Genomic DNA, 20425 nt, shown 5'->3' with positions numbered 1-20425 from the left:
CAGAAGCGCATATCCCGTATGACTGATGAAACTATTTCCGCAGCGCTTGATCCTGCTGCCCCTGCTGCAGACGTGATTGTTCCGGATACAGAAACCGCTGATTCGGCTGCAACCACTGCTGCTGCGCCATTAACAGACAATATCCATAGCCAACGCTGGCAGAGTTACCTCAAGGATTGCCGCGAACTGGTGAATCTGGTGGAGCAGCTGGAAGTGGCTGGCCGTATTATCAAAGTGACTGGCCTGGTGATGGTGGCCACTGGCATCAAGCTGCCGATTGGCAGTGCCTGTTATATCCCCTTACAAGACGGCGGGCGCGTCGAGGCCGAAGTTGTTGGCTTTGATGGCGAAAACCTGCTGCTGATGCCGCAGTCTGCGGTAGAAGGCGTGGTCCCCGGAGCCAAAGTATTCAGTCTGGAAATTGCCGAAACCCTGCCTAAACCGCAATTTGGCCGTCCGCCACGGCGACGTGCGCAAGACCGTGCCCGCCATTTTCCGGTCGGTGACCATTTGCTAGGCCGTGTCGTCGATGCGGCCGGTAATCCGCTCGATGGTCTGGGGCCGATTTCCACAGAAGTGACGGCGCCGCTGGGTGGGCGTGTGATTAATCCACTGATGCGGGCGCCGATTGAAACGACCCTGGATGTGGGGGTGCGCGCCATTAACGCCATGCTGACGGTGGGGCGCGGTCAGCGTCTTGGTCTGTTTGCCGGCTCAGGCGTCGGTAAAAGCGTACTGCTAGGCATGATGGCGCGTTACACCACAGCCGATGTGATTGTGGTGGGCCTGATTGGAGAACGTGGTCGCGAAGTACAGGAGTTTATCGAACAGATTTTAGGGCCTGAAGGCCTGGCGCGTTCGGTCGTCGTTGCTGCCCCGGCAGACGTGTCTGCCTTGATGCGTTTGCAAGGTGCCAGTTATGCCACGGCGATTGCCGAAAAATTCCGCCAGCAAGGCAAAAATGTGCTGCTGATTATGGATTCACTCACCCGTTATGCCATGGCCCAGCGTGAAATTGCACTGGCGATTGGTGAGCCGCCAGCGACCAAAGGCTATCCGCCCTCGGTGTTTGCAAAATTGCCGGCACTGGTAGAGCGTACGGGTAACGGCGCGCGTGGCGAAGGCTCGATTACAGCGTTTTATACCGTGCTGACGGAAGGCGATGACCAGCAGGACCCGATTGCTGATTCCGCACGCGCCATTCTCGACGGCCATATCGTGCTGAATCGTACACTGGCCGAAAGCGGACATTATCCTGCCATTGATATTGAACAGTCGATCAGCCGCGCCATGCATAACATCACCAGCAGTCAGCATCAGCAACAGGCGCGTCTGCTCAAACAACTGTATTCAAGATTTTTGCGCAGTCAGGACCTGATTGCTGTAGGTGCCTATCAGGCGGGGTCAGACCCGATGCTGGATCTCGCCATTCAAAAGCGTGATGCGATTAATCAGTTCTTGCAGCAAGATATCCACGAGTGTGCGGATATGCAGGCCAGCCTTGATTTATTGGCCAACGTGGTTTCCTGATGAAAGGGATTGTGTTTCATGGCTAATCAATCTACCCAAACACTGGTGTTTTTACAGGGACTGGCAACTGAGGAAGTAGACGCGGCCATGCAGGCGCTGGCGCTGGCCATGCAGCAATTGGAGCAGGCACACACCCAGCAAGCCATGTTGGGACAATACCAGCAGGAATATCAGCAACAATGGCAGCTTGCTGCGCAAAAAGGGCTTAAAGCCGATTTATACCGCAATTTTCAGGGTTTTTTCTCGCAATTGGAATTGGCGGTACAGGGACAAAATGTTCAAATCGCGCATTGGCAGTCAGTTGTACAGCAGAAACAGCTTGAATTGCAAGAAAAGCAGCGCAAGCAAAAGTCTTATGAGGTATTGATTGCCCGCGCAGAACACGCACAGCAGAAAGTTGAGCGCAAGCGGGACCAGAAAATGATGGATGAATTCGCCAGTCGTGCCAAGCGGTCCGGTTTGACATGACAGGCATGGAGAATAGTATGGCATTTTTGAATGCAGTCAACCCGCTCAATATGGGCGCAGAGCCGGTTAAAACGGCCCAGAACAGCAACCCCGTCCAAGATGGTGAGAGCAAACCTTCAATAGAGTTTGCACAAACTTTGCGCAAACAGCTGCAACAGTCTCTGCAAAAAGCTCCCGTGTCTTCTCCCGTGGCCCAATCTGCTACGAACAAGGCAGCCGACACAGCAAAGCAAAACGCCCGTAGTCGGGAGAATGATGCGCCAGTAGCTAATGCCGAGAGCCAGTCCAAAGCAAAACAAGCTGCTGATCAACCAGCCCAGAATGCAGCTACGCAAAATGAAGCCGCGCAGCAAGACACTGACCATGCGACCACAAAAGAAGTCGTGCAGCAAGAGGACGGTCAGGCAGGCAAAGTGGTCAATACCGAGCCACAAGTCGAGGAAACTCCGGCAGAGCGCAAAAAACGCATGCTGAGTGAGTTGAATGCGCAAGATATCACTGACAGTGGCGTTTCGCCATGGATGCAGACTATGATTGCCATGCGTCCTGCCAGTACGAGTGCTGCTGAAAAAGGGGCGCCATCAGCCGGAAAATCTGGGCAGTCGGCTATCGATTTGCCGGTAGCCGTCAGCGGTGAGGCCTCCGAAGCCATGACTGCGGAAGAGGCTTTGCAAGCACCGGTGGCAACTGGTGTGCCTGCCCGGCCACTGGACACCCCGACTGAGACCCCTCCGTCAGCGTCATTTAATGAAGTATTGAATACCGCATCGTCCGAGTCAGCCAGCGCGGTGGACTTGAGCGGCCTTTCGGAAACGACTGATCTCGCCAGGTCAGTGATGGATGCCTCGATTGAAGCTGCCATGACAGGCAAAGCCGGCCAGGACAAAGGCCAGCCGTTCACGGCGGAGGCACCATCCATTGATATGTTACCTGCATCACAGGCGATGCCAAACACGCCCTGGCTTAATGCGGCCGGACTCACGCAAACAAGCAATGTGGTCACCACGCAAATAGCCACGCCGTTTGGCAATGAGCGCTGGCAGGCGGCGATGAACCAGCATGTGATGAAGATGGTGGGTAGCGGGGATGAGGTGGCCAGCCTGACATTGTCCCCCCCGGATCTCGGCCCGATCCAGGTGGTCCTTAAGGTGGATAACCAGTCAGTCAACACCAGTTTTATTACCGATAACCCGCTGGTGCGTCAGGCACTGGAGGATGGCATGCAGGATTTGAAGGACCGCATGCAATCACAGGGATTACAGTTGGGCCAAACCTTTGTCGGGGATGGCCGACAGGCACAGCAACATTTTGAAACGCAAGGTCAACAGTCTTCCGCTCAGATACGAAGAAGCGGCGAACTGGAAGCAGACGCGGCCACGCAGCCAGTCTCAACCCCGGTCAGAACGGTCAAGCTGGGTATGGTCGATACCTTTGTCTAGCCTATATCTGGCATAGTTACAGCTTCAACAGGATGGGCTAAATGTCTGGCTGCCTGCCTGCATTGATCATTATTGCCTGACCGCTTTTGCATCCATACCCATCCCGCTGACCATCTCCACCCCGCAAAGTTTGATTAAACCGTGATTTCCCCCTTTTATCTGTCAATCCTGATTGACTGCCCATGCGCATAATAACAACGTATACACCGTTGTTATATGTTTGAATTTGAAATGAAAGGTCTGTGCGATGGCTCAAGAACCCGCTAAAGCAGAAGATGCTGAGGCAGCACCCAAACCCAAAAAGAAACTGATTATTATCCTTGTGGCTGTGCTGGTATTGGCCATTGGAGGCGGTGCTGCGGCGTATTTTTTGATGCAAAAGAAACCGGATGCCCATCAGGCTAAAGCGAAGGCCGGTGAGCACGAAGCCAAGGCAGAGGATGGCGAAGGCCATGGTGAAGAGGCTGCTGCTGAAGAAGAGGCCGCAGAGGAGCCAGAAGCGGAAGGCCATGCCGACCCCAAAACAGCCCTGACGTTTGTGCCGTTTGAAACCTTTACCGTGAACCTGCTGCCTGACCCGGATGACAAGTTCTTGCAACTGGATTTGACGGTAGAAGTGAAAGGCGCTGAACTGGCCGAGAAGCTGAAGGTGCAGATGCCCGCTTTGCGTAACCGCGTATTGCTGCTGTTAACCAGTAAGAAAGCCTCTGATATTTCTACACCGGAAGGTAAAACGCAACTCAGTGAAGAGTTGCTGGCCGAGTTGAAAAAACCGTTGAGCAAAGGTGGCAAGCCGCTTAAGGTGACTCAGGTATTGTTTACTTCTTTTGTGATTCAGTAATTGCGAGTGTGAGTTGCCATGTCTGCTGACAAGTTTTTATCACAAGATGAAATTGATGCTCTGCTGAAAGGCGTTGAGGGCGACGAGGATACGGACACGTCAACTAAGGACGAGGCTGGTGTCCGCAACTACAATCTGGCAACCCAGGAACGTATTGTGCGTGGCCGCATGGCCACGCTGGAAATTATCAATGAACGCTTTGCGCGTTTTTTGCGCGTGGATCTGTTCAACTTTCTGCGGCGCACGGTTGAAGTATCAGTGGGCCCTGTGCGGATTATCAAATATACCGACTTTATTCGTAATCTGGTGGTGCCCACCAACCTTAACCTGATTCACATCAGTCCGCTGCGCGGAACCGGCATGATGGTGATGGATCCCACCTTGGTATTTCTGGTGGTGGATAATATGTTTGGCGGCGATGGCCGCTTTCATACCCGGGTGGAAGGCCGTGACTTTACGGCCACCGAGCAGCGGATTATCCAGCGCATCCTCAATATCATGTTTGACGCCTACGAGCGCTCATGGGCGCCGGTGTATCCGATCAAGTTTGAATATTTACGCTCGGAAATGAATACGCAGTTTGCCAATATTGCGACGCCAAATGAAGTCGTGGTGGCGATTACCTTCAATATCGAACTGGGGCCGAATGGCGGGGAAATGCACTTTTGTGTGCCTTATTCCATGGTTGAGCCGATCAAGGATATTTTGACCTCTCCGCTACAAGGGGAGAATCTGGGTGGCGATAAACGCTGGGTCAAGATGATGACGCAACAAATCCAGTCGGCAGAAGTGGAAATTGTGGCCAATCTGGCTTCCCGCAAGATGACGGTATCCGATCTGCTGGAGTTAAAAGCAGGAGACGTGATACCCATTAATATCAGCGACACCATTGAAGGTCAGATAGACAATATTCCGGTAATGGAATGTCGTTACGGTGTATTTAATGGGCAGTACGCCCTCAAAGTGGATAAATTGGTTAAAGCCAATGGTAGCCAAGAGCAATTGCAAGGAGAGTCATAATGGCGATGGAACCCGCAATCGAAACGAACGATGATGATGATTTAAATGCGGCAATGGCAGCCATGGGCGCGCCTGAGACGAATGATGTGCAGACGATTGCCGAAGATGACTGGGGCGCAGCTATGGCTGAGCAGACGCAGGCTGAGTCGGCAGCGATTCAGGAACCTGCCGGAAAAGCGGCGGTGTTTAATGAATTCAGTGCCAGCAACAAGATGGAAGGCACTCAGAACGATATCGATTTTATTCTCGATATTCCAGTGCAGCTGACCGTAGAGCTCGGTCGTACCAAGATATCAATCAAAAACCTGTTGCAATTGGCGCAGGGCTCTGTGGTTGAGCTGGATGGTATGGCCGGGGAGCCCATGGATGTGCTGGTGAACGGTTGCCTGATTGCGCAAGGTGAAGTCGTGGTGGTCAACGATAAGTTTGGTATCCGCTTGACAGATATTATTACGCCTGCTGAACGTATCCGCAAATTGAACCGTTAATGTGAGGGGTTCAATGCCCATGAAATACTTAAAAACGATGCCATGGCTGCTGCTGGTGCTGCTGGCACACAGCGCGGAAGCTGCTGAAGCCATGGTTTCCAGCGTTGGTGATGGATTAGGTCGCATGGTGCTGGGTACTGTGATTGTTTTGCTGGTAATCGGCGGCATGGCTTGGGTGGCTCGTAGGGTGTTGCCAGGGCAGGGCATGACGCAGGCTGGCGTGATTAAGCAAGTGGGGGGCGTGCATCTCGGGCCCAGAGAGCGCGTAGTGGTGCTGGAAGTTGCTGGTCGCTGGCTGGTGGTCGGGGTCAGCCCTGGACAAATGACTGCCTTGGGCGAGGTGCCTGCCATACAGTCAACGCCAGCGCCGCTCTCTGCTGAAACTTCATCTACCTTAGACGCCTCTGTGATCAATCCGCAAGACTCATTCGCCACGCGTTTGCAGCAAGCCATGCAACAAACGGTCAAAAGCCTTAAAAACAAGCCTTGAGGTGTTCATTTCCCGCATTTGAAACTGCGGAGCACGGCGTAGACTATGCATTATGTTTGAGTTGGTCAGCGTTGTGTCAGAAGCCATTTCTGTTGCAACGCGGCCTCAGTTTTGGATAGCTCCCCTATGCGATTACCCACTGTACTGAAATTTCTGATCGGATTGTGTCTCGGTTTCTGTTTCATGCCAAGTTTGGCATGGGCCGCCGACGGCTTGTCTATCGGTTCGGTCACGCCTGGTGCAGGAGGTGGTCAGGACTATACGCTCAGTTTGCAGACATTGATTCTGCTGACCTCACTTACGTTTATCCCTGCGGCGATTTTGATGATGACCGGGTTTACCCGGATTGCCATTGTGCTGTCCCTGCTGCGGCAGGCCTTAGGTACCCAGTCTGCCCCTTCAAATCAGGTCTTGATCGGATTGTCATTGTTCATCACTTTCTTTGTCATGGGCCCGGTATTCGACAAAATTTATGTGGATGCCTATCAGCCTCTGTCCGAGAGCAAAATCACCATGCAAGAAGCGCTGACCAGAGGTGCATTGCCCCTCAAGGCCTTTATGCTCAAGCAGACCCGCGAGAATGATCTGGCGATGTTTGCCAATATGGCCCATACCGAAGCCATGCATACGCCGGAGGATGTGCCTTTGCGTATTCTGGTGCCCGCATTCATGACCAGTGAACTGAAAACCGCGTTCCAGATCGGCTTTGCCATTTACATTCCATTTTTAATTATCGATATGGTGGTAGCCAGTATTTTAATGGCGATGGGGATGATGATGGTGTCGCCAGCGATTGTATCGTTGCCCTTCAAGCTGATGCTGTTTGTGCTGGTCGATGGCTGGCAACTGATTTTGGGGTCGCTCGCACAAAGCTTTGTGATGTAGCGATCAGTCGTCACCGATTAAGGAAGAAAACCATGAGTCCGGAACAAGTATTAACCATTGGCAGTGAGGCCATGCAAACCACCTTGATGGTGGCCGCCCCTATTCTCGGTGTTGCGCTGGTGATTGGCCTGCTGGTCAGTATTTTTCAGGCAGCTACGCAAATCAACGAACAAACCTTGTCATTTATTCCCAAGCTGGTCGGTGTGATGGCCATGCTATTGCTGGCCGGACACTGGATGCTGGTCACTTTGGTGGATTATATGCACCGGGTGTTTACCATGATTCCGCAAATGGTTAATTAAGCACGATTGCGGCATCCCATGCTGACCTTGCATGCTTCAGATTTGCAGCAATGGATCGTCCAGTTACTCTGGCCGCTCACACGTATCCTCGGCTGTATCGCCGTTGCTCCGATTTTCAGTCACCCGGCAGTGCCTAACCGGATTAAACTCGGGATTGGCATTATGGTCACACTGGCGATTGTGCCTACCATACAAGTGCCAACCATAGAAGTGCTTTCCTGGGGAGGCCTGTTCTCACTGTTAGGTCAGGTACTGATTGGTATCAGCATGGGCTTTGTCATGCGTCTTCTGTTTAGCGCGGTAGAAATGGCCGGGTTTATGATGGGCATGAGCATGGGGCTTGGTTTTGCCAGCTTTTATGATCCGCAGGCGCATGGCCAGACAATCGCTATCGGCCAGTTTCTGACCATGCTGGCATTATTGCTATTTATGAGTCTGGATGGCCATTTAATCATGATCGCCGTATTGGCGCAGAGCTTTGAAACCATGCCGATCGCAACCGAGCACTGGCAACTCAATAGTCAGGCGATTGCCGCCCTGGGGGGGCATATTTTCAGCCAGGGGCTGTTGCTGGCGTTGCCAGTGATTGCCAGTCTGCTGATCACAAATATGGCCCTGGGTATTTTGACCAAAGCCGCTCCCCAGTTGAATATTTTCGGCATTGGCTTCCCGATTACCATTTCGGTGGGCATGGTCATGACCATGCTCAGTTTGCCAGGATTGGTAGGTCCGGTCAGTCGCTGGCTGGTAGATGCACAGCAACTGATGTTACAAGTGATGCGCTAAGCGATGGTCAATGGGTCATCAGATCAAACTGAATAATGAGATGTTCGACGTGGCGACAAACGCCTTCTGGGCTGCCTGCAAAATGGTGGTTTTCTTGGAAATGTCAGACAGTGCCTGGGCATAATCCAGATCTTGCAAGTTTGAAATAGACGCATCGTATTGCAGGTCCAGGCTGTCACCCGTGGTATTCAGGGTGTCCAGCAAATTGAGGCTGCTGCCAATTTCTGAACGTGTATTCAACACCATATTCAATGAGCCCTGCATTTTTTCAATGCTGTCTCCCAGACCCGTATTAAATGCGGCCTGGGTGGTGCTGTCTGTAATGGGGGTGTTGAGCAGCGTAATCGCACTTTGCAGGTTGGTGAACACGTTGTTGCCATTGGCTCCAAACACCTGGTCACCTGTGAACGTCACAGATAACTGACTTTGCACATCAATTTGCAACTTGGTGCGCGTCGTGTTGGCAACAAAGTTGTTGCTACCATCAAAGGGCACCGTGGTTGTCGCATAGCCCGCATACATGTAGTTACCTTGCGAATCTTTGCTGTTCGCCAGCCCCTTCAGGGTATCCAGATTGCCTTGTAACTCATTGGCCAGCTTGGCACGTTCGGCATCTGTATAAGAGCCATTACCCGCTGCAATCAGGGTGGACTGTATTGACAGGATGGTATCCGTGACGCTGGTCAGGTTACCCTCATAGGTCTCCAACAGCGTTTCTGCCGTTTTTCTGGCATTGGTGTAGTTGGCGTTCTGGTCCTTGGCTGTGTTGAGTTCAAGTATCCTGGCTGCAGCGACCGGATCATCCGCCGGCGAGTTTACGCGCTTGCCAGTCGCAGTTTGAATGCTCAGCTTGTTCAGGTCTGACTGCAGATTCATTAACTGGTTGGTGCCAGATTGATAAATGGTATTGGTGCTGATTCTCATGATGACTTATCCCTCAAATACTTATTGACCGAGTTGCAGCAAGACTTCAAACAACTGGCTGGCAATTTGCATCATTTTCCCCGCGGCCTGATAGGCTTGCTGATAGCGCAACAGGTCAGTTGCTTCCTCGTCAAGATTCACACCTGATTCAGACTGCATGGCGCTGGTTGCATTTTCCAGCGCGGTCGCATCTGCTTTGCTGGTGATGCTGAGTTCATTGGTTTTGGTGCCCACGGCACTGACCATCTGCGCGAATGCCTGTGCATAGGTTCTGTTGGTGCTGCTGCCTGCCACGCGCACATTGGCCCCGTTTTGCAGCGCGGCCAGTTTCAGGCCATTTTCGTTATCACTCGGGCCAGTTGTGGCAGAACCTGCCAGCGCCAGTTGATCGACATTGGTAAATGCCAGTGCCAGCTTGCCCGCAGCATACTGGGTAGGCTTGATCAAATAAGAGTCACCTTCCGCTGGCGTACTGGTATTGACATCAATTTGCATGCCGTCAACCGTGGCAGGTAATGACGTACCTTGCCACATGATGGATTTGTCATTGAGGCGCGTGATCGTATATTGGCCACTGTTATATTTGACCGTATAGTCACTGCTGGTCAGCAGGCTGGCATCCACGATAGAGGCAGAAGCCGTTTTGGTCGGATCAGTGTTGTAGGCACTGCTGATTGCCGTCGGGCTGCCAACACTGAAAAAATCGGTGCCGACTACGCTGTTTAAATCATAGCCCTGGGTTTGCTGGGCATTAAACTGAGTGGCCAAGGTAATTGCCAACTGACCGACCTGGTTTTGTACCGCATCCAGTGTCTCGCTTCTGAACTGCAAAACACCCCCCAGCGTACCGCCAGAAATGGTATCTGTACTCAAAATCTTGGGGCTGGCCGCGTTGCCATAAGCCACTTCTACCCGCGTAGGGTCGGTATCGCTGGCACGTGTATACAGTGAGTATTGTTGCGTACCAACTACTAATGGCATGCCGGTACCCGCAAACACATTATACGAACCATCATCCTGTTTAATGACAGTGGTCTTGATTTGCTCACTCAGTTTGGCCACCAGCTGGTCACGCTGGTCCATTAAGTCATTCGGCATGTTACCTGTTGAGTTGACCGCTTTAGTGATGGTGTCATTTAACGTAGCAATTTGCGCAGAATAGCTGTTAATGGCATCCACACTGGAAGTGATCTGCGTATTGATACTCTCCCGCATCTGGTCGAGCTGGGTATTGACGGCATTAAACCGGTTAACCATGGATTGTGCGGAAGAAATAAGTGTCTGCCGCGTGGCAGTGTCACTCGGATTGGCTGCTGCGGCACTGACGGCACTGAAAAAGCTGGTAATCACCGGGTTTAAACCGGCGGTGCTGTCGGAGAGCAGACCGTTGACCTGACTGATATTGCTGTAATAAGCATTGCTGGCATTACTGGTCGCTGTTGCATTAATTACTTGTTTGGACAATGTCTCATTGAACACGCGCTGAATGCCGACGACATTGGTGCCTTGCCCGACGTAGCCATAGCCAAAGTTTTGTGCCTGAGCAGCCGCTTGCACCATCACCTGACGGTTATAACCGGGGGTGGATGCGTTGGCAATGTTGTGTCCGACGGTGGCAATGCCTATCTGCGCTGCATTGAGTGCGCTCTTACCAATGCTAAGTGCGTTTGACATGTTATTCCCTCATGTGCCTACCCCCTGCAGAGGGTCAGACAGGATTTAAAGTGACAGTTAAAATAGCTATCGGCCTTTTTTTGAGTTTCTTTAGGCCGATGATGTATTACCCTTGTAAATTTTTGATGACTTGTGTTAATTTTTTGCCATATTGCGGGTCGGTGGCATAGCCTGCTCGCTGCAATGCATGCGCATAGGCACTCGCATCATGCGTGTTATGCATGGCTTGTTCGTAGCGTGGATTCTGTGAAATCAGCTTTGCATAATCCTTGAATGCATCACCGTAGCTGTCATAGGCGCGGAATTTCTCTACGCGGCTTTGTTTCGCCCCGTCCACGTATTCTGTCGTCACGCTATTGACCACTTTGCCTTTCCAGCTGGCATCGGCTTTGATGCCAAACAGGTTGTGACTGTTGCGTCCGTCCACTGAGCGGATCTCATGCTTGCCCCAGCCACTTTCAAGCGCTGCCTGACCTATCATGAACTTGGCCGGAATGCCTGAAGCATTGCTGGCGGCTTGCGCATGGGGCAGCATGCTCTGGATGAACTGTTGTGTTTTTCCTGCGACTTCGCGTAAAGCACCGGCCAATGGCGCCTGTGGTAGGGTAAAGCTTGGTACATTGGCCTCCGCTTCATCCAGTAAAGTGGGGAGCTCAGGAATCTCGAGCACACGAGTGCTCTTGTCGTCAGCGCTCGTGGGGTCACTGGCCTCCCATTGTTGATAGGCTTCACGGATTTTCTGTATGGCTTGTGCCAGGACAGGTTTACCTGCGTTCGAGGGCAGGGCGGTCAGGCTAGCTGACAGGTCTGCCTTGCCGGATTTTTGCGTCCCGGTATTTTTCTCAGGCTGCATGGCCGCCGGCGAAATTTTGGTCAGTTGCCTGGTCAGCACATCTGCCAGCCCCATGCCTTTCTGGCTGAGGTGTGTGCTTAACTGCTGGTCCAGCATGCCCATAAACATTTTGCTTTGCTCGCTATCCGTCATGCCGTCTTGCGGCACGGTATCGCGCATGCTTTTGAGCATCATGTTCATCAATACTGCTTCAAACTGCTTGGCGGCTGCGCGGATAGACTCCGGCGAGTCATTTTGCGCAGACCGCTTGAGGCCGTTCAGCGCATTGCTGTCTATGGCCAGGCTATTGGGGTCGACACGTGGCTGCATGACAGTCCGCCCTAGATCACTTCCAGCTCGGCATTGAGTGCACCGGCTGCCTTCATGGCCTGCAGGATGGCCAGCAAGTCTTGCGGTGTGGTGCCGATCGCATTCAGCGCTTTGACCACATCGGCGAGATTCGCGCCATTATTCAGTTTTAGCACTTTGCCAGGTTCTTTGTTGATATTGATTTCAGACACTGCGGTAGACACCGTCTGGCCATTGGAAAATGGGCCAGGCTGGCTGATCACTGGCGAAGTGTTGATCACGACTGACAGATTGCCGTGAGACACTGCGCAACTATCCAGCGTGACTGCCTTGTTCATCACGACAGAGCCGGTACGTGCATTCAGTATGATTTTGGCCGGAGTGGCGGCAAGCGCCACATTGATCGTTTCCAGATTGGCCAGGAACGATACCCGCCCCATGTTTTCCGGTGGGCGTACCTGAATCACACGACCACTTTCAGCCTGTGCTGTTTGCGGGCCAAATTTTTTGTTAATCGCTTCCACCACATTGTTGGCGGTTGAAAAATCGCTTTCTTTCAGTTCTAGCCTGACCACTTCCTGACTGAGCAGCGTATTGGGCAGTGCACGTTCCACAGTCGCCCCTTCGGAAATACGGCCTACACTCAGGTGGTTGATTTGGGCTTGGCTGCCATTGGCTGAAGCGCCTACGCCACCTACCACCAGGTTGCCTTGTGCCATCGCATAGATCTGGCCATCCGCGCCTTTGAGTGGGGTCATCAGCAAGGTGCCCCCGCGCAGGCTTTTGGCGTTACCCATTGAGGAAACTGTCACATCCAGCGTTTGTCCCGGTTGTGCAAAAGCAGGCAGGGCGCTGGTAATCATGACGGCAGCCACGTTTTTAAGTTGCAGGCTAGTGCCGGGCGGAATGGTGATGCCCAACTGGTTCATCATGCTGATAATGCTTTGCACGGTAAACGGCGTTTGTGTGGTCTGGTCACCGGTGCCATCCAGGCCAACGACCAGGCCGTAGCCGATCAACTGGTTGGCGCGTACACCCTGAATATTGCTGATATCTTTAATCCGTTCGGCCTGTACCGGCAGAATCCAGCTGGCACTCATCACCACCACTAAATAGAGCAGCACATGCCTGAGCGGTGTCAGCCGTTGCAAGTATCGGTGACCTTGCTCTGAAAATAATGCATATAAAACGTAGGGCATGATGGTTCTCCTATAACGGAATCATGCTGAGAAAAAAGCGTGCAAAGATCGAGAAGGCTTCAGCCGCGTCAATTTTGCTGCTGGAACGGTATTCCACGCGGGCATCTGCCACTTTGGTGGAAAGTACTTCGTTACCCAGCGTAATCATGTCCGGATTAACCACCCCGGAAAACCTGACGTATTCGGTGCCTTTATCCAAGCCTATCTGTTTTTCGCCGCTGATCAGCAGGTAACCATTAGGCAAGACGTCGACGACAGTGGCTGTCACAGAGCCAGTAAAGGTATTGCTGGCATCCGCAGTGGCTGAGTCTTTAAATGACAGGCTGGAATCTGCATTAAATGCCGCTTTCGGCACATTGTGACCAAACAGTCCGGTCACGGCAGCAGCCGTTGAACCATCCTTGGTTTTTTCATTATCCGAAGCCTTGTTGGCAGTCGTATTTTCGGCAATACGTACCGTGACAATGTCGCCTATGTAGCGCGGCCTGCGGTCTTCAAACAGAGGGCGGTAAGCAGCCTGATTGAAAATGGCGCCTTCAGTGCGTGTATCTGTGCGGGAAATCGGTTTGGCCGAGATGGGCTGCTGTACTATCGTACTCGGGGTGACCGAGCAGCCGTTCACCGCCAAGGCAATGGCCATGCACATTAAAAAACGCATCATTGCTTTGTGTATATTCATGATCGCTTTAACCCATTACATCTGTGTCAGTTTTTGCAGCATCTGGTCTGAAGTCGTAATGGCCTTGCTGTTAATCTCGTAAGCGCGCTGCGTTTGAATCATGCTGACCAGTTCTTCCACCACATTCACGTTGGAAGTTTCCACGTAGCCTTGTGACAGCAGGCCAGCACCGTTGGTCCCCGGTGTGTTGGTGTTGGGGTTGCCAGACGCCGTAGTTTCAACATAGAGGTTTTCACCTTTGCCTTGCAAGCCAGCCGGATTGATAAAGGTGGCCAGCTGGATTTGGCCAATCTGTGTGGTGGCTGTTGAGTTGGGCGTTGTGATGGATACCACGCCATCACGGCCAACGGTCAGGCTTTGCGCATTGGCAGGCACGGTAATCGCCGGTTGTACCGGAAAGCCGCTGGCGGTGACCAGCTGCCCCTGGTTATCAATCTGGAAAGAGCCGTCACGCGTGTACGCAGTCGTGCCGTCCGGTAATAAAATCTGGAAAAAGCCCTGGCCTTGAATGGCCACATCTTTGTCGTTGCTGGTTTGCTGCAGGTTGCCTTGGGTGAAAATGCGTTCAGTGGCCACAGGCTTGACACCGGTGCCCAGTTGCAAGCCGCTGGGTGACTGGCTTTGCTGCGATGTTTGCGCGCCGACCTGGCGGATATTCTGGTAGAGCAGGTCTTCAAACACAGCACGTGACTTTTTAAAACCACTGGTGCTGACGTTGGCCAGGTTGTTAGAAATCACGTCCATTTGCGTTTGTTGCGCATCCAGGCCTGTTTTTGAAATCCATAATGAGCGTATCATCGTTCACTCCTTGGGTATTCACCCATGTGTATAGCTAAATAATAGTCCAGCGTTTAACCATTCATACTGAAGAGTTGATCGGCTTTTCCTGCGTTGTTTTGCGCATTTTCCAGCATCTTCATTTGCATCTCAAAACCGCGCGCCAGACTGATCATGTTGACCATGGTTTCCACCACGTTCACATTACTGCTTTCGAGCGCGCCACCAATGACACTGACAGCCGGGTCGAGTGGGGCAGGCTGGCCGTTGGTGGTGACAAACAGGCCATCATCCGCACGTTTCAAGCTGGATGCTGGCGGATTGGTCAGTTTGAGTCGGCCGATAATCGTGGTCGCACCGGGTGCAGTCAGGTTGTTGACGCTGGAAATTGTGCCGTCTTTGGCAATGGTGATGGTAACATCCGGCGGAATGCTGATCGGTCCACCATCGCCCATCACATTCAGGCCAGTGGCAGTTTGCAATTGCCCATTCTGGTTGATTTGCAGTGCGCCGTTACGAGTATAGCCCTCAGAGCCGTCGGCGCGTTGCACGGCAATCCAGCCATCTCCCTGTATGGCAACATCCAGATCACGCCCGGTTTGCTCTATGCTGCCTGATCTGTAATCCGTGCCTACCGTGGCATCTACCACAAATGCCCGGGTGGGCAAGCCATTACCCAGTACTGGAACGGCTCTAAAGCTGTCAATTTGCGCTTTAAAGCCCGTCGTTGATGCATTGGCCAGGTTATGGGCCGTCGTGGCCTGCTGTTCCAGGATATGTTTGGCGCCACTCATGGCGGTATAAATCAGGCGATCCATAAGGCTTCCTTCATCATGCTTGATTACCGGGATGCAGCTTCACTATCTCAGGTTGACCAGTGTCTGCATGACCTGATCTTGCGTTTTGATGGTTTGGGCATTGGCTTGGTAGATACGTTGTGCAGTGATCATGTTCACCAGTTCAGCCGTCAAATCCACGTTTGAATCTTCTACTGCAGAAGATTGCAGGACGCCCAGCGTGCTGCTGCCAGGTGCGCCTATCAGTTCATCCCCGGATTCGTAGGTGGCCATCCACTGGTTACCGCCGAGCGATTGCAGACCATTCGGGTTTACAAAGTTGGCCAGGATCACGCGTCCCAGGTCTTTGGATTGACCGTTGGTGTAGCGGCCTTGAATGATGCCATCATCGCCGATCGTAAAGCTGGCAATCCGGCCAGAAGAGTAACCATCCTGGCTCAGCTTGTTGACACTAAAGGAAGAGCCGTACTGGGTGCTGGCAGAATAGTCAAAACTGATATTCATGGTCGCGCCACCCGTCGTCGGTGTGAAGCTCACCGCCGTCACACTGGAGTTGGTCGCATCATAGCCGCCTGCATTAAATACCATGGTTGGCGTCGTAGCAGGGGTCACATCCGTACCATCGACGGTGGTATAGACATTCCAGGTGTTCGCGGCAGTTTTCACATAGTAGTTTTGTACGTTATGTGAGTTACCAAGGTTGTCATACACGGTAATCGCGGTGGAGTTGGTGTAACTGGTCGGGTCGGTGGAGCTAAACGGAGTGACCGTCTGGTCAATCGCTGTGCTGGCAGAATTCAGGTTCAAGGTGCCGGTGATTTTACTTGAGGCCACAGGTTGCAAATCACTGGTATCGATCTGGATCTCTACCGGGCTGGAACCGTTCAGGTTATCGGCGCTGTTACCCATCAGACGTTTGCCATCACTGGTGACAATGTAACCGTTTTTATCCATCTGGAACTGGCCGTTACGTGTATAAGTGACCGCACCATTATTACTCAGGCGAAAGAAGCCAGCGCCGTTAATTGCCACATCCAGCGTGTTGTTGGTAGCGGTGATGTTCCCCTGGGTAAACTGCTGGGCCACATCAGAGATTTTGGTACCAATACCGATTTGAGTGGTGCCTGAACCACTCAGTGACGCAGCAAATACATCCGAGAATTCTGCACGAGATTGTTTGAAACCAACCGTATTGGCGTTAGAGACATTGTTGCCAATGACTTCCAGCGCTTTAGACGCTGCATTTAAACCACTTAAACCTTGTGAAAAAGCCATGTTATCACTCCTTGATAAAGACCATAAATCTCAATAAGTTAGAAAATTTCTGAGACATCCGAAATTGCGACTGCCGTGTTGTTGCTTAAATTCAGTTTGACCCCACTGGTGCCGGTTGACACACTTTGTACCTGCGCCAGGCTCAATGCCGTGCTGCTGACTTGGGTGTCACCTGTTTTAGCAGTGATCTCATAGGTGTAGTTGCCGCTTGGAGCGGTGGTGCCATCATCGGCTTTCCCGTCCCAGCTAAGTGCATTCACACCGGTTTCCTGCTTGCCAAAAGTCAGGGTGCGTATGGTTGTCCCGGCACCGTCTTTAATGGCAACGCTCAGGCTGTCTGCACCATTCGGCACATTGACGCCAAAATAACCACCGCTTTCGCTATGGGTCAGCGTATTTCCGGATACCAGTACATTGTGGCCTATCATGCTGGTTGCCTGGTAAGACTGTCCGAGTTGCACGCTGCTGATCAGGCTGCTCATGGTTTCGTTTAATTTGTTAATCCCGGTCACGGTGTTCAGTTGCGCCATCTGGCTGGTGACCTGCGCGTTATCCATGGGGTTAAGCGGATCCTGATTCTTCATCTGTGTGATCAGCAAGGTCATAAAACGGTCTTGCGCTTCGTCGGTGGTGGTGCCGGTAGAACTCTTTTTGTTGACCGAGTCGAGCAGCTCTTGGGAAACGTTATTCTGGGTATTCACGGTTGTCATATTAAAAATTCCTTATATAAGGTTATTGACCGATATTGAGTGTTTTCAACAGCATGGATTTGGCAGCATTCATCGTTTCCACGTTGTTTTGATATGCGCGTGATGCCGAGATCATGTTGACCATTTCTTCAGTGACATTCACGTTAGGCATGGTGACGTAACCCTCACCGTTTGCCATTGGGTGTTTGGGGTCGTAGACCATTTTGCCTGGTGCAGTATCTTCAATCACCCGGTCTACCTTGACGGTACTGGTATTACTGCCTGCATCTTGAATGGCTTTGAAGACCACCTGTTTCGATTGGTAAGGTTTGCCATCCGAACTCACCACGCTATCGGCGTTGGCCAGGTTACTGGCCACGGTATTCAGGCGCTGTGATTGCGCGCTCATGGCTGAACCGGAAATTTTGAATACATTAAACAGAGACATGTGATTGCTCCTTTACCTTACTGGCCATTAATGGCAGTCAGCATTTTCTTGATCTGCCCTGTAATCATGGTGAGGCTCGCCTCATAACGGATGCTATTGTCGACATAAGCATTACGTTCTTCATCCATATCCACCGTGTTGCCATCCACGGCACCTTGCACCACGGGACGAAACAGTGGTTCGCCGGCGCCAGCATAACTATTGCTGGCAGTGCCAGTCATATGACCGTTGCTGGTTTGTTGCAGTCCGCCCGTTTGCTGGGGATTAGCCGTGGTGCTGATACTTTGCTGTAGCGCCTGACTAAACGTAGACTTGAAATCGATATCACGCGCTTTGTAATGCGGCGTATCCGCGTTCGCAATATTGGAAGCAAGCAGCTCCTGACGCTGATTGCGCACCCGCAATGCTGTTTGGTGAAAACTCAGCGCAGCATCCAGTTTGTTGATCATGGTCAGTTCCTTTCTCGTGTCTCAAAGCGCAATCGTCAGGCGCTATTACTGTGTCTTCTAAAAAGTATCTATGTGGCTAAAGTTTCCTGATGGCTGGCCGTTACAGCAGTCAACAGGCTTCTGTTCAGCAGGGCTATGTGCACATGCGACACTTTTACTAGCTATGCCTAGTCTACGCCGCTGTCTGATCGACTATTTCCCAATTAAACGGTAGAAATACCCTTTATTTCGTCAATTAGTTTGGTGTGTGATGCGCCACAATAGATCGCATGAAAAACTGGTTGAGATTGTCTGCGATGGGATGGGGCCTGCTTCTGGCCACTAGTCACATTGCGCTGGCCGCAGGTGATGCCCATGTAACCATGGCCGCTAGCCAGCCACGCATGTCACTCCCGGCCGGCTCCGAGCTGCATGCGCGCATTTATCAAACCGTATTGCAATATGTACAAAGCCAGACACAGGGGTATCCCGGTAAAGTCAATATTGAGATTCAGCCGCTGGACAGTCGTGTACATGTCAGTGCCTGTGAGTTGATGGAAGGGTTTGCTGTACAGGGTGCGCGTTTGTGGGGTAAAACCCACATTGGTGTACGCTGTGTGCAAACGTTGGCCAAACCATGGTCCTTATATGTACAGGCCGATGTGCAGGTGTGGGGCGACTATGCAGTGACAGCCTTGCCTGTGGGCCAGGGCAGTATGCTGCAAACCACTGATGTGGTGATGCAGAGCGGAGATTTAACCAAATTACCCGCTGGTATTATTACCGACTTGACGATGCTCGATGGCAAGCAGGCTGCACTGAATATGCCCCTGGGGACGGTATTGCGCCCCGAGTTGCTCAAGTCCGTGCCTGTTGTGCTGCAAGGACAGACAGTCCGGTTGAACAGCACCGGACAGGGATTTGTGATTACTGCTGATGGCACCGCAATGCAAACGGCCAAGGCCGGTCAAGTGGTGGATGTGAAAGTCAGTAGCGGACAAATCATTAAAGGTGTGGCACAGGCCTCCGGTCATGTCGAAGTCCGCTTTTAGTGACATCCACAACGATTGCGTTGCAAAAATGCTTGATGCGCAAATTACTTTCGATAAAAACTAACTAAAGCCCTAAAGTTCGCTTAAACTATGCCGATAGAACTGTTAACGAGTGTAGCTCATGTGCAAAATAAAGCCCATGACTCAACAGATAACCAGAAACAGAGGGTTGGCATGAATATTTCAGATTCGATTAAAAAACCGGGTGTCGGTGTAGACAAGCCGGTGCTGGATAAAGGTTCAGCAAGCAAGGGTTCACAAAAAGCCGACAATAAACCTGAGGTGGCTTCGGATAACGTGACCTTGTCAGCCACATCGGTGCAGTTGCATTCGCTTGAAAGTGGATTAAGCACGGGTGAAGTATTTGACGCAAACAAGGTGGAAGAAATCAAGGCTGCCATTACGCGTGGTGATTTTTCAGTAGATACGGCCAAGGTGGCCGATGGTTTGTTACAAACCGTCAAGGATTTAATACAACCAAATAAAAGGTGATGTGTATGGGTACTGCAAATCAGGTGAATAATACAAGTGTGAGTTTTGAGGCAGATGCTTCATTGGTAGCCCAGTTGTTGCGCGATTTGCAGGAAGAACAAACGGCATTGGTTTCTGCTGACCTGGATACTATTGAACGCATGGTGGATAGTCGGGTGGAGTTGCTGCAAGCGCTGGGCGCAGCAGCCAATCAACGTTATGATGCGCTTGCCGCTGCCGGGTATGAAGCCAATGAAAATGGCATGGCAGCATGGTTAAAGCAGCAATCCAGCCAAACGCTGGATAAAGCCTGGGTAGCGTTTCAGGCGCACCTGAGCCAGGCAAAAGAGTTGAACCGGTTAAACGGTATCTTGATCAACAAAAACTTCCTGCGTAATCAGGAAAAGCTCGATGCATTGAGTGGTAAAACGACTATACCGCAGTTTTACGGAAAAAATGGTCACGCCCAGGCAGCGGGCAGTTCGCGCGCCAGCTTTTCTGTGTAAAGTCCGTACTGAATAAAAAAGCCGAATCTGAATGATTCGGCTTTTTTATTGGATCCAGTTTGGCAAGGGTGCTTAAATGATAAGCGTCCTTAAATCAATGCAGCATTAAACCAGCA

General features: G+C 51.8%; 24 protein-coding genes. 13 read left to right on the top strand and 11 right to left on the bottom strand.

The genetic code is table 11. The annotated features are described in order from the left end of the window. Nucleotides 1-18 precede the first annotated feature (18 nt). The 10 genes from fliI to fliR all read left to right on the top strand — a co-directional run bounded on the left by fliI (nt 19) and on the right by fliR (nt 8249). Complete coding sequence (gene fliI / locus Q9291_RS09700) at nt 19-1530, top strand: flagellar protein export ATPase FliI (protein ID WP_306389845.1); 1512 nt, start codon at nt 19-21, stop codon at nt 1528-1530. Between the two features lie 18 nt (nt 1531-1548). Continuing rightward, a complete protein-coding gene (fliJ, locus tag Q9291_RS09695; protein ID WP_306389844.1) occupies nt 1549-1998 on the top strand; it encodes a flagellar export protein FliJ in 450 nt (149 codons plus the stop codon). Between the two features lie 17 nt (nt 1999-2015). Beyond that, the gene (locus tag Q9291_RS09690; protein ID WP_306389843.1) at nt 2016-3437 is read left to right on the top strand and encodes a flagellar hook-length control protein FliK; all 1422 of its coding nucleotides are present in this window, start codon (nt 2016-2018) and stop codon (nt 3435-3437) included. Between the two features lie 247 nt (nt 3438-3684). Beyond that, nucleotides 3685-4278 (top strand): flagellar basal body-associated protein FliL, encoded by a 594-nt coding sequence (locus Q9291_RS09685; protein WP_306389842.1) that lies wholly within the window; start codon nt 3685-3687, stop codon nt 4276-4278. Between the two features lie 18 nt (nt 4279-4296). Next, on the top strand, nt 4297-5298 hold the full coding sequence (gene fliM, locus Q9291_RS09680) for a flagellar motor switch protein FliM (RefSeq protein ID WP_306389841.1): 1002 nt from the start codon (nt 4297-4299) through the stop codon (nt 5296-5298). Next, the gene (gene fliN, locus Q9291_RS09675; RefSeq protein WP_306389840.1) at nt 5298-5786 is read left to right on the top strand and encodes a flagellar motor switch protein FliN; all 489 of its coding nucleotides are present in this window, start codon (nt 5298-5300) and stop codon (nt 5784-5786) included. Before fliM ends, fliN begins: the two co-directional genes overlap by 1 nt. Nucleotides 5787-5805: 19 nt before the next feature. Continuing rightward, nucleotides 5806-6276 (top strand): flagellar biosynthetic protein FliO, encoded by a 471-nt coding sequence (gene fliO, locus Q9291_RS09670; protein WP_306389839.1) that lies wholly within the window; start codon nt 5806-5808, stop codon nt 6274-6276. Between the two features lie 126 nt (nt 6277-6402). Next, on the top strand, nt 6403-7161 hold the full coding sequence (gene fliP / locus Q9291_RS09665) for a flagellar type III secretion system pore protein FliP (RefSeq protein WP_306389838.1): 759 nt from the start codon (nt 6403-6405) through the stop codon (nt 7159-7161). A 32-nt stretch (nt 7162-7193) separates the two neighbouring features. Further along, complete coding sequence (gene fliQ / locus Q9291_RS09660; protein WP_306389837.1) at nt 7194-7463, top strand: flagellar biosynthesis protein FliQ; 270 nt, start codon at nt 7194-7196, stop codon at nt 7461-7463. 18 nt (nt 7464-7481) lie between these two features. After that, the gene (gene fliR, locus Q9291_RS09655; RefSeq protein ID WP_306389836.1) at nt 7482-8249 is read left to right on the top strand and encodes a flagellar biosynthetic protein FliR; all 768 of its coding nucleotides are present in this window, start codon (nt 7482-7484) and stop codon (nt 8247-8249) included. Between the two features lie 18 nt (nt 8250-8267). Here fliR and flgL read toward each other — a convergent pair whose 3' ends face one another. The 11 genes from flgL to flgB all read right to left on the bottom strand — a co-directional run bounded on the left by flgL (nt 8268) and on the right by flgB (nt 18301). Next, nucleotides 8268-9173 carry a flagellar hook-associated protein FlgL gene (flgL, locus tag Q9291_RS09650; protein WP_306389835.1) on the bottom strand — a complete coding sequence of 302 codons (906 nt, stop codon included), beginning with the start codon at nt 9171-9173 and terminating at the stop codon, nt 8268-8270. A 21-nt stretch (nt 9174-9194) separates the two neighbouring features. Beyond that, entirely contained in the window at nt 9195-10847 is a 1653-nt protein-coding gene (gene flgK / locus Q9291_RS09645) for a flagellar hook-associated protein FlgK (RefSeq protein ID WP_306389834.1), read from the bottom strand. A 106-nt stretch (nt 10848-10953) separates the two neighbouring features. Then, a complete protein-coding gene (flgJ, locus tag Q9291_RS09640; protein ID WP_306389833.1) occupies nt 10954-12009 on the bottom strand; it encodes a flagellar assembly peptidoglycan hydrolase FlgJ in 1056 nt (351 codons plus the stop codon). 11 nt (nt 12010-12020) lie between these two features. Then, nucleotides 12021-13088, bottom strand: coding sequence for a flagellar basal body P-ring protein FlgI (locus tag Q9291_RS09635; protein WP_306389902.1), 1068 nt, complete (start codon nt 13086-13088; stop codon nt 12021-12023). A 109-nt stretch (nt 13089-13197) separates the two neighbouring features. After that, nucleotides 13198-13866 (bottom strand): flagellar basal body L-ring protein FlgH, encoded by a 669-nt coding sequence (locus Q9291_RS09630; RefSeq protein WP_306389832.1) that lies wholly within the window; start codon nt 13864-13866, stop codon nt 13198-13200. 15 nt (nt 13867-13881) lie between these two features. Further along, a complete protein-coding gene (gene flgG, locus Q9291_RS09625) occupies nt 13882-14664 on the bottom strand; it encodes a flagellar basal-body rod protein FlgG (protein WP_306389831.1) in 783 nt (260 codons plus the stop codon). Nucleotides 14665-14717: 53 nt separating this feature from the next. Further along, nucleotides 14718-15461 (bottom strand): flagellar basal-body rod protein FlgF, encoded by a 744-nt coding sequence (gene flgF, locus Q9291_RS09620; RefSeq protein ID WP_306389830.1) that lies wholly within the window; start codon nt 15459-15461, stop codon nt 14718-14720. Nucleotides 15462-15503: 42 nt separating this feature from the next. Further along, nucleotides 15504-16715 (bottom strand): flagellar hook protein FlgE, encoded by a 1212-nt coding sequence (gene flgE, locus Q9291_RS09615; protein WP_306389829.1) that lies wholly within the window; start codon nt 16713-16715, stop codon nt 15504-15506. Nucleotides 16716-16753: 38 nt separating this feature from the next. Then, nucleotides 16754-17425: a flagellar hook assembly protein FlgD gene (locus Q9291_RS09610; protein ID WP_306389828.1), complete on the bottom strand. Its 672-nt coding sequence runs from the start codon at nt 17423-17425 to the stop codon at nt 16754-16756. Nucleotides 17426-17447: 22 nt separating this feature from the next. Next, complete coding sequence (gene flgC / locus Q9291_RS09605) at nt 17448-17852, bottom strand: flagellar basal body rod protein FlgC (protein WP_306389827.1); 405 nt, start codon at nt 17850-17852, stop codon at nt 17448-17450. A 17-nt stretch (nt 17853-17869) separates the two neighbouring features. Next, nucleotides 17870-18301: a flagellar basal body rod protein FlgB gene (flgB, locus tag Q9291_RS09600; protein WP_306389826.1), complete on the bottom strand. Its 432-nt coding sequence runs from the start codon at nt 18299-18301 to the stop codon at nt 17870-17872. Between the two features lie 269 nt (nt 18302-18570). On the opposite strand from flgB, the gene flgA reads away from it, so the two are divergent. From flgA to Q9291_RS09585, 3 genes are all read left to right on the top strand, one after another. Beyond that, nucleotides 18571-19332: a flagellar basal body P-ring formation chaperone FlgA gene (gene flgA / locus Q9291_RS09595; RefSeq protein ID WP_306389825.1), complete on the top strand. Its 762-nt coding sequence runs from the start codon at nt 18571-18573 to the stop codon at nt 19330-19332. Between the two features lie 174 nt (nt 19333-19506). Continuing rightward, nucleotides 19507-19824: a flagellar biosynthesis anti-sigma factor FlgM gene (gene flgM, locus Q9291_RS09590; protein ID WP_306389824.1), complete on the top strand. Its 318-nt coding sequence runs from the start codon at nt 19507-19509 to the stop codon at nt 19822-19824. 5 nt (nt 19825-19829) lie between these two features. Beyond that, on the top strand, nt 19830-20309 hold the full coding sequence (locus tag Q9291_RS09585) for a flagella synthesis protein FlgN (RefSeq protein ID WP_306389823.1): 480 nt from the start codon (nt 19830-19832) through the stop codon (nt 20307-20309). The last annotated feature ends 116 nt before the right edge of the window (nt 20310-20425 follow it).

This window comes from Methylophilus aquaticus (assembly GCF_030769565.1).
Taxonomy (GTDB): domain Bacteria; phylum Pseudomonadota; class Gammaproteobacteria; order Burkholderiales; family Methylophilaceae; genus Methylophilus; species Methylophilus aquaticus.
This window is presented reverse-complemented; position numbering and strand designations above follow the sequence as displayed.

Coding starts and splice junctions, on each gene's coding strand:
- Q9291_RS09630 (WP_306389832.1), bottom strand. CDS start 13,866: ATGAATATACACAAAGCAATGATGCGTTTTTTAATGTGCATGGCCATT.
- flgF (WP_306389830.1), bottom strand. CDS start 15,461: ATGGATCGCCTGATTTATACCGCCATGAGTGGCGCCAAACATATCCTG.
- flgA (WP_306389825.1), top strand. CDS start 18,571: ATGAAAAACTGGTTGAGATTGTCTGCGATGGGATGGGGCCTGCTTCTG.
- Q9291_RS09585 (WP_306389823.1), top strand. CDS start 19,830: ATGGGTACTGCAAATCAGGTGAATAATACAAGTGTGAGTTTTGAGGCA.
- flgM (WP_306389824.1), top strand. CDS start 19,507: ATGAATATTTCAGATTCGATTAAAAAACCGGGTGTCGGTGTAGACAAG.
- fliI (WP_306389845.1), top strand. CDS start 19: ATGACTGATGAAACTATTTCCGCAGCGCTTGATCCTGCTGCCCCTGCT.
- flgK (WP_306389834.1), bottom strand. CDS start 10,847: ATGTCAAACGCACTTAGCATTGGTAAGAGCGCACTCAATGCAGCGCAG.
- Q9291_RS09690 (WP_306389843.1), top strand. CDS start 2,016: ATGGCATTTTTGAATGCAGTCAACCCGCTCAATATGGGCGCAGAGCCG.
- flgJ (WP_306389833.1), bottom strand. CDS start 12,009: ATGCAGCCACGTGTCGACCCCAATAGCCTGGCCATAGACAGCAATGCG.
- flgB (WP_306389826.1), bottom strand. CDS start 18,301: ATGATCAACAAACTGGATGCTGCGCTGAGTTTTCACCAAACAGCATTG.
- fliN (WP_306389840.1), top strand. CDS start 5,298: ATGGCGATGGAACCCGCAATCGAAACGAACGATGATGATGATTTAAAT.
- fliR (WP_306389836.1), top strand. CDS start 7,482: ATGCTGACCTTGCATGCTTCAGATTTGCAGCAATGGATCGTCCAGTTA.
- Q9291_RS09685 (WP_306389842.1), top strand. CDS start 3,685: ATGGCTCAAGAACCCGCTAAAGCAGAAGATGCTGAGGCAGCACCCAAA.
- fliM (WP_306389841.1), top strand. CDS start 4,297: ATGTCTGCTGACAAGTTTTTATCACAAGATGAAATTGATGCTCTGCTG.
- fliO (WP_306389839.1), top strand. CDS start 5,806: ATGAAATACTTAAAAACGATGCCATGGCTGCTGCTGGTGCTGCTGGCA.
- flgL (WP_306389835.1), bottom strand. CDS start 9,173: ATGAGAATCAGCACCAATACCATTTATCAATCTGGCACCAACCAGTTA.
- flgC (WP_306389827.1), bottom strand. CDS start 17,852: ATGTCTCTGTTTAATGTATTCAAAATTTCCGGTTCAGCCATGAGCGCG.
- fliP (WP_306389838.1), top strand. CDS start 6,403: ATGCGATTACCCACTGTACTGAAATTTCTGATCGGATTGTGTCTCGGT.
- fliJ (WP_306389844.1), top strand. CDS start 1,549: ATGGCTAATCAATCTACCCAAACACTGGTGTTTTTACAGGGACTGGCA.
- flgG (WP_306389831.1), bottom strand. CDS start 14,664: ATGATACGCTCATTATGGATTTCAAAAACAGGCCTGGATGCGCAACAA.
- flgE (WP_306389829.1), bottom strand. CDS start 16,715: ATGGCTTTTTCACAAGGTTTAAGTGGTTTAAATGCAGCGTCTAAAGCG.
- Q9291_RS09635 (WP_306389902.1), bottom strand. CDS start 13,088: ATGAGTGCCAGCTGGATTCTGCCGGTACAGGCCGAACGGATTAAAGAT.
- fliQ (WP_306389837.1), top strand. CDS start 7,194: ATGAGTCCGGAACAAGTATTAACCATTGGCAGTGAGGCCATGCAAACC.
- Q9291_RS09610 (WP_306389828.1), bottom strand. CDS start 17,425: ATGACAACCGTGAATACCCAGAATAACGTTTCCCAAGAGCTGCTCGAC.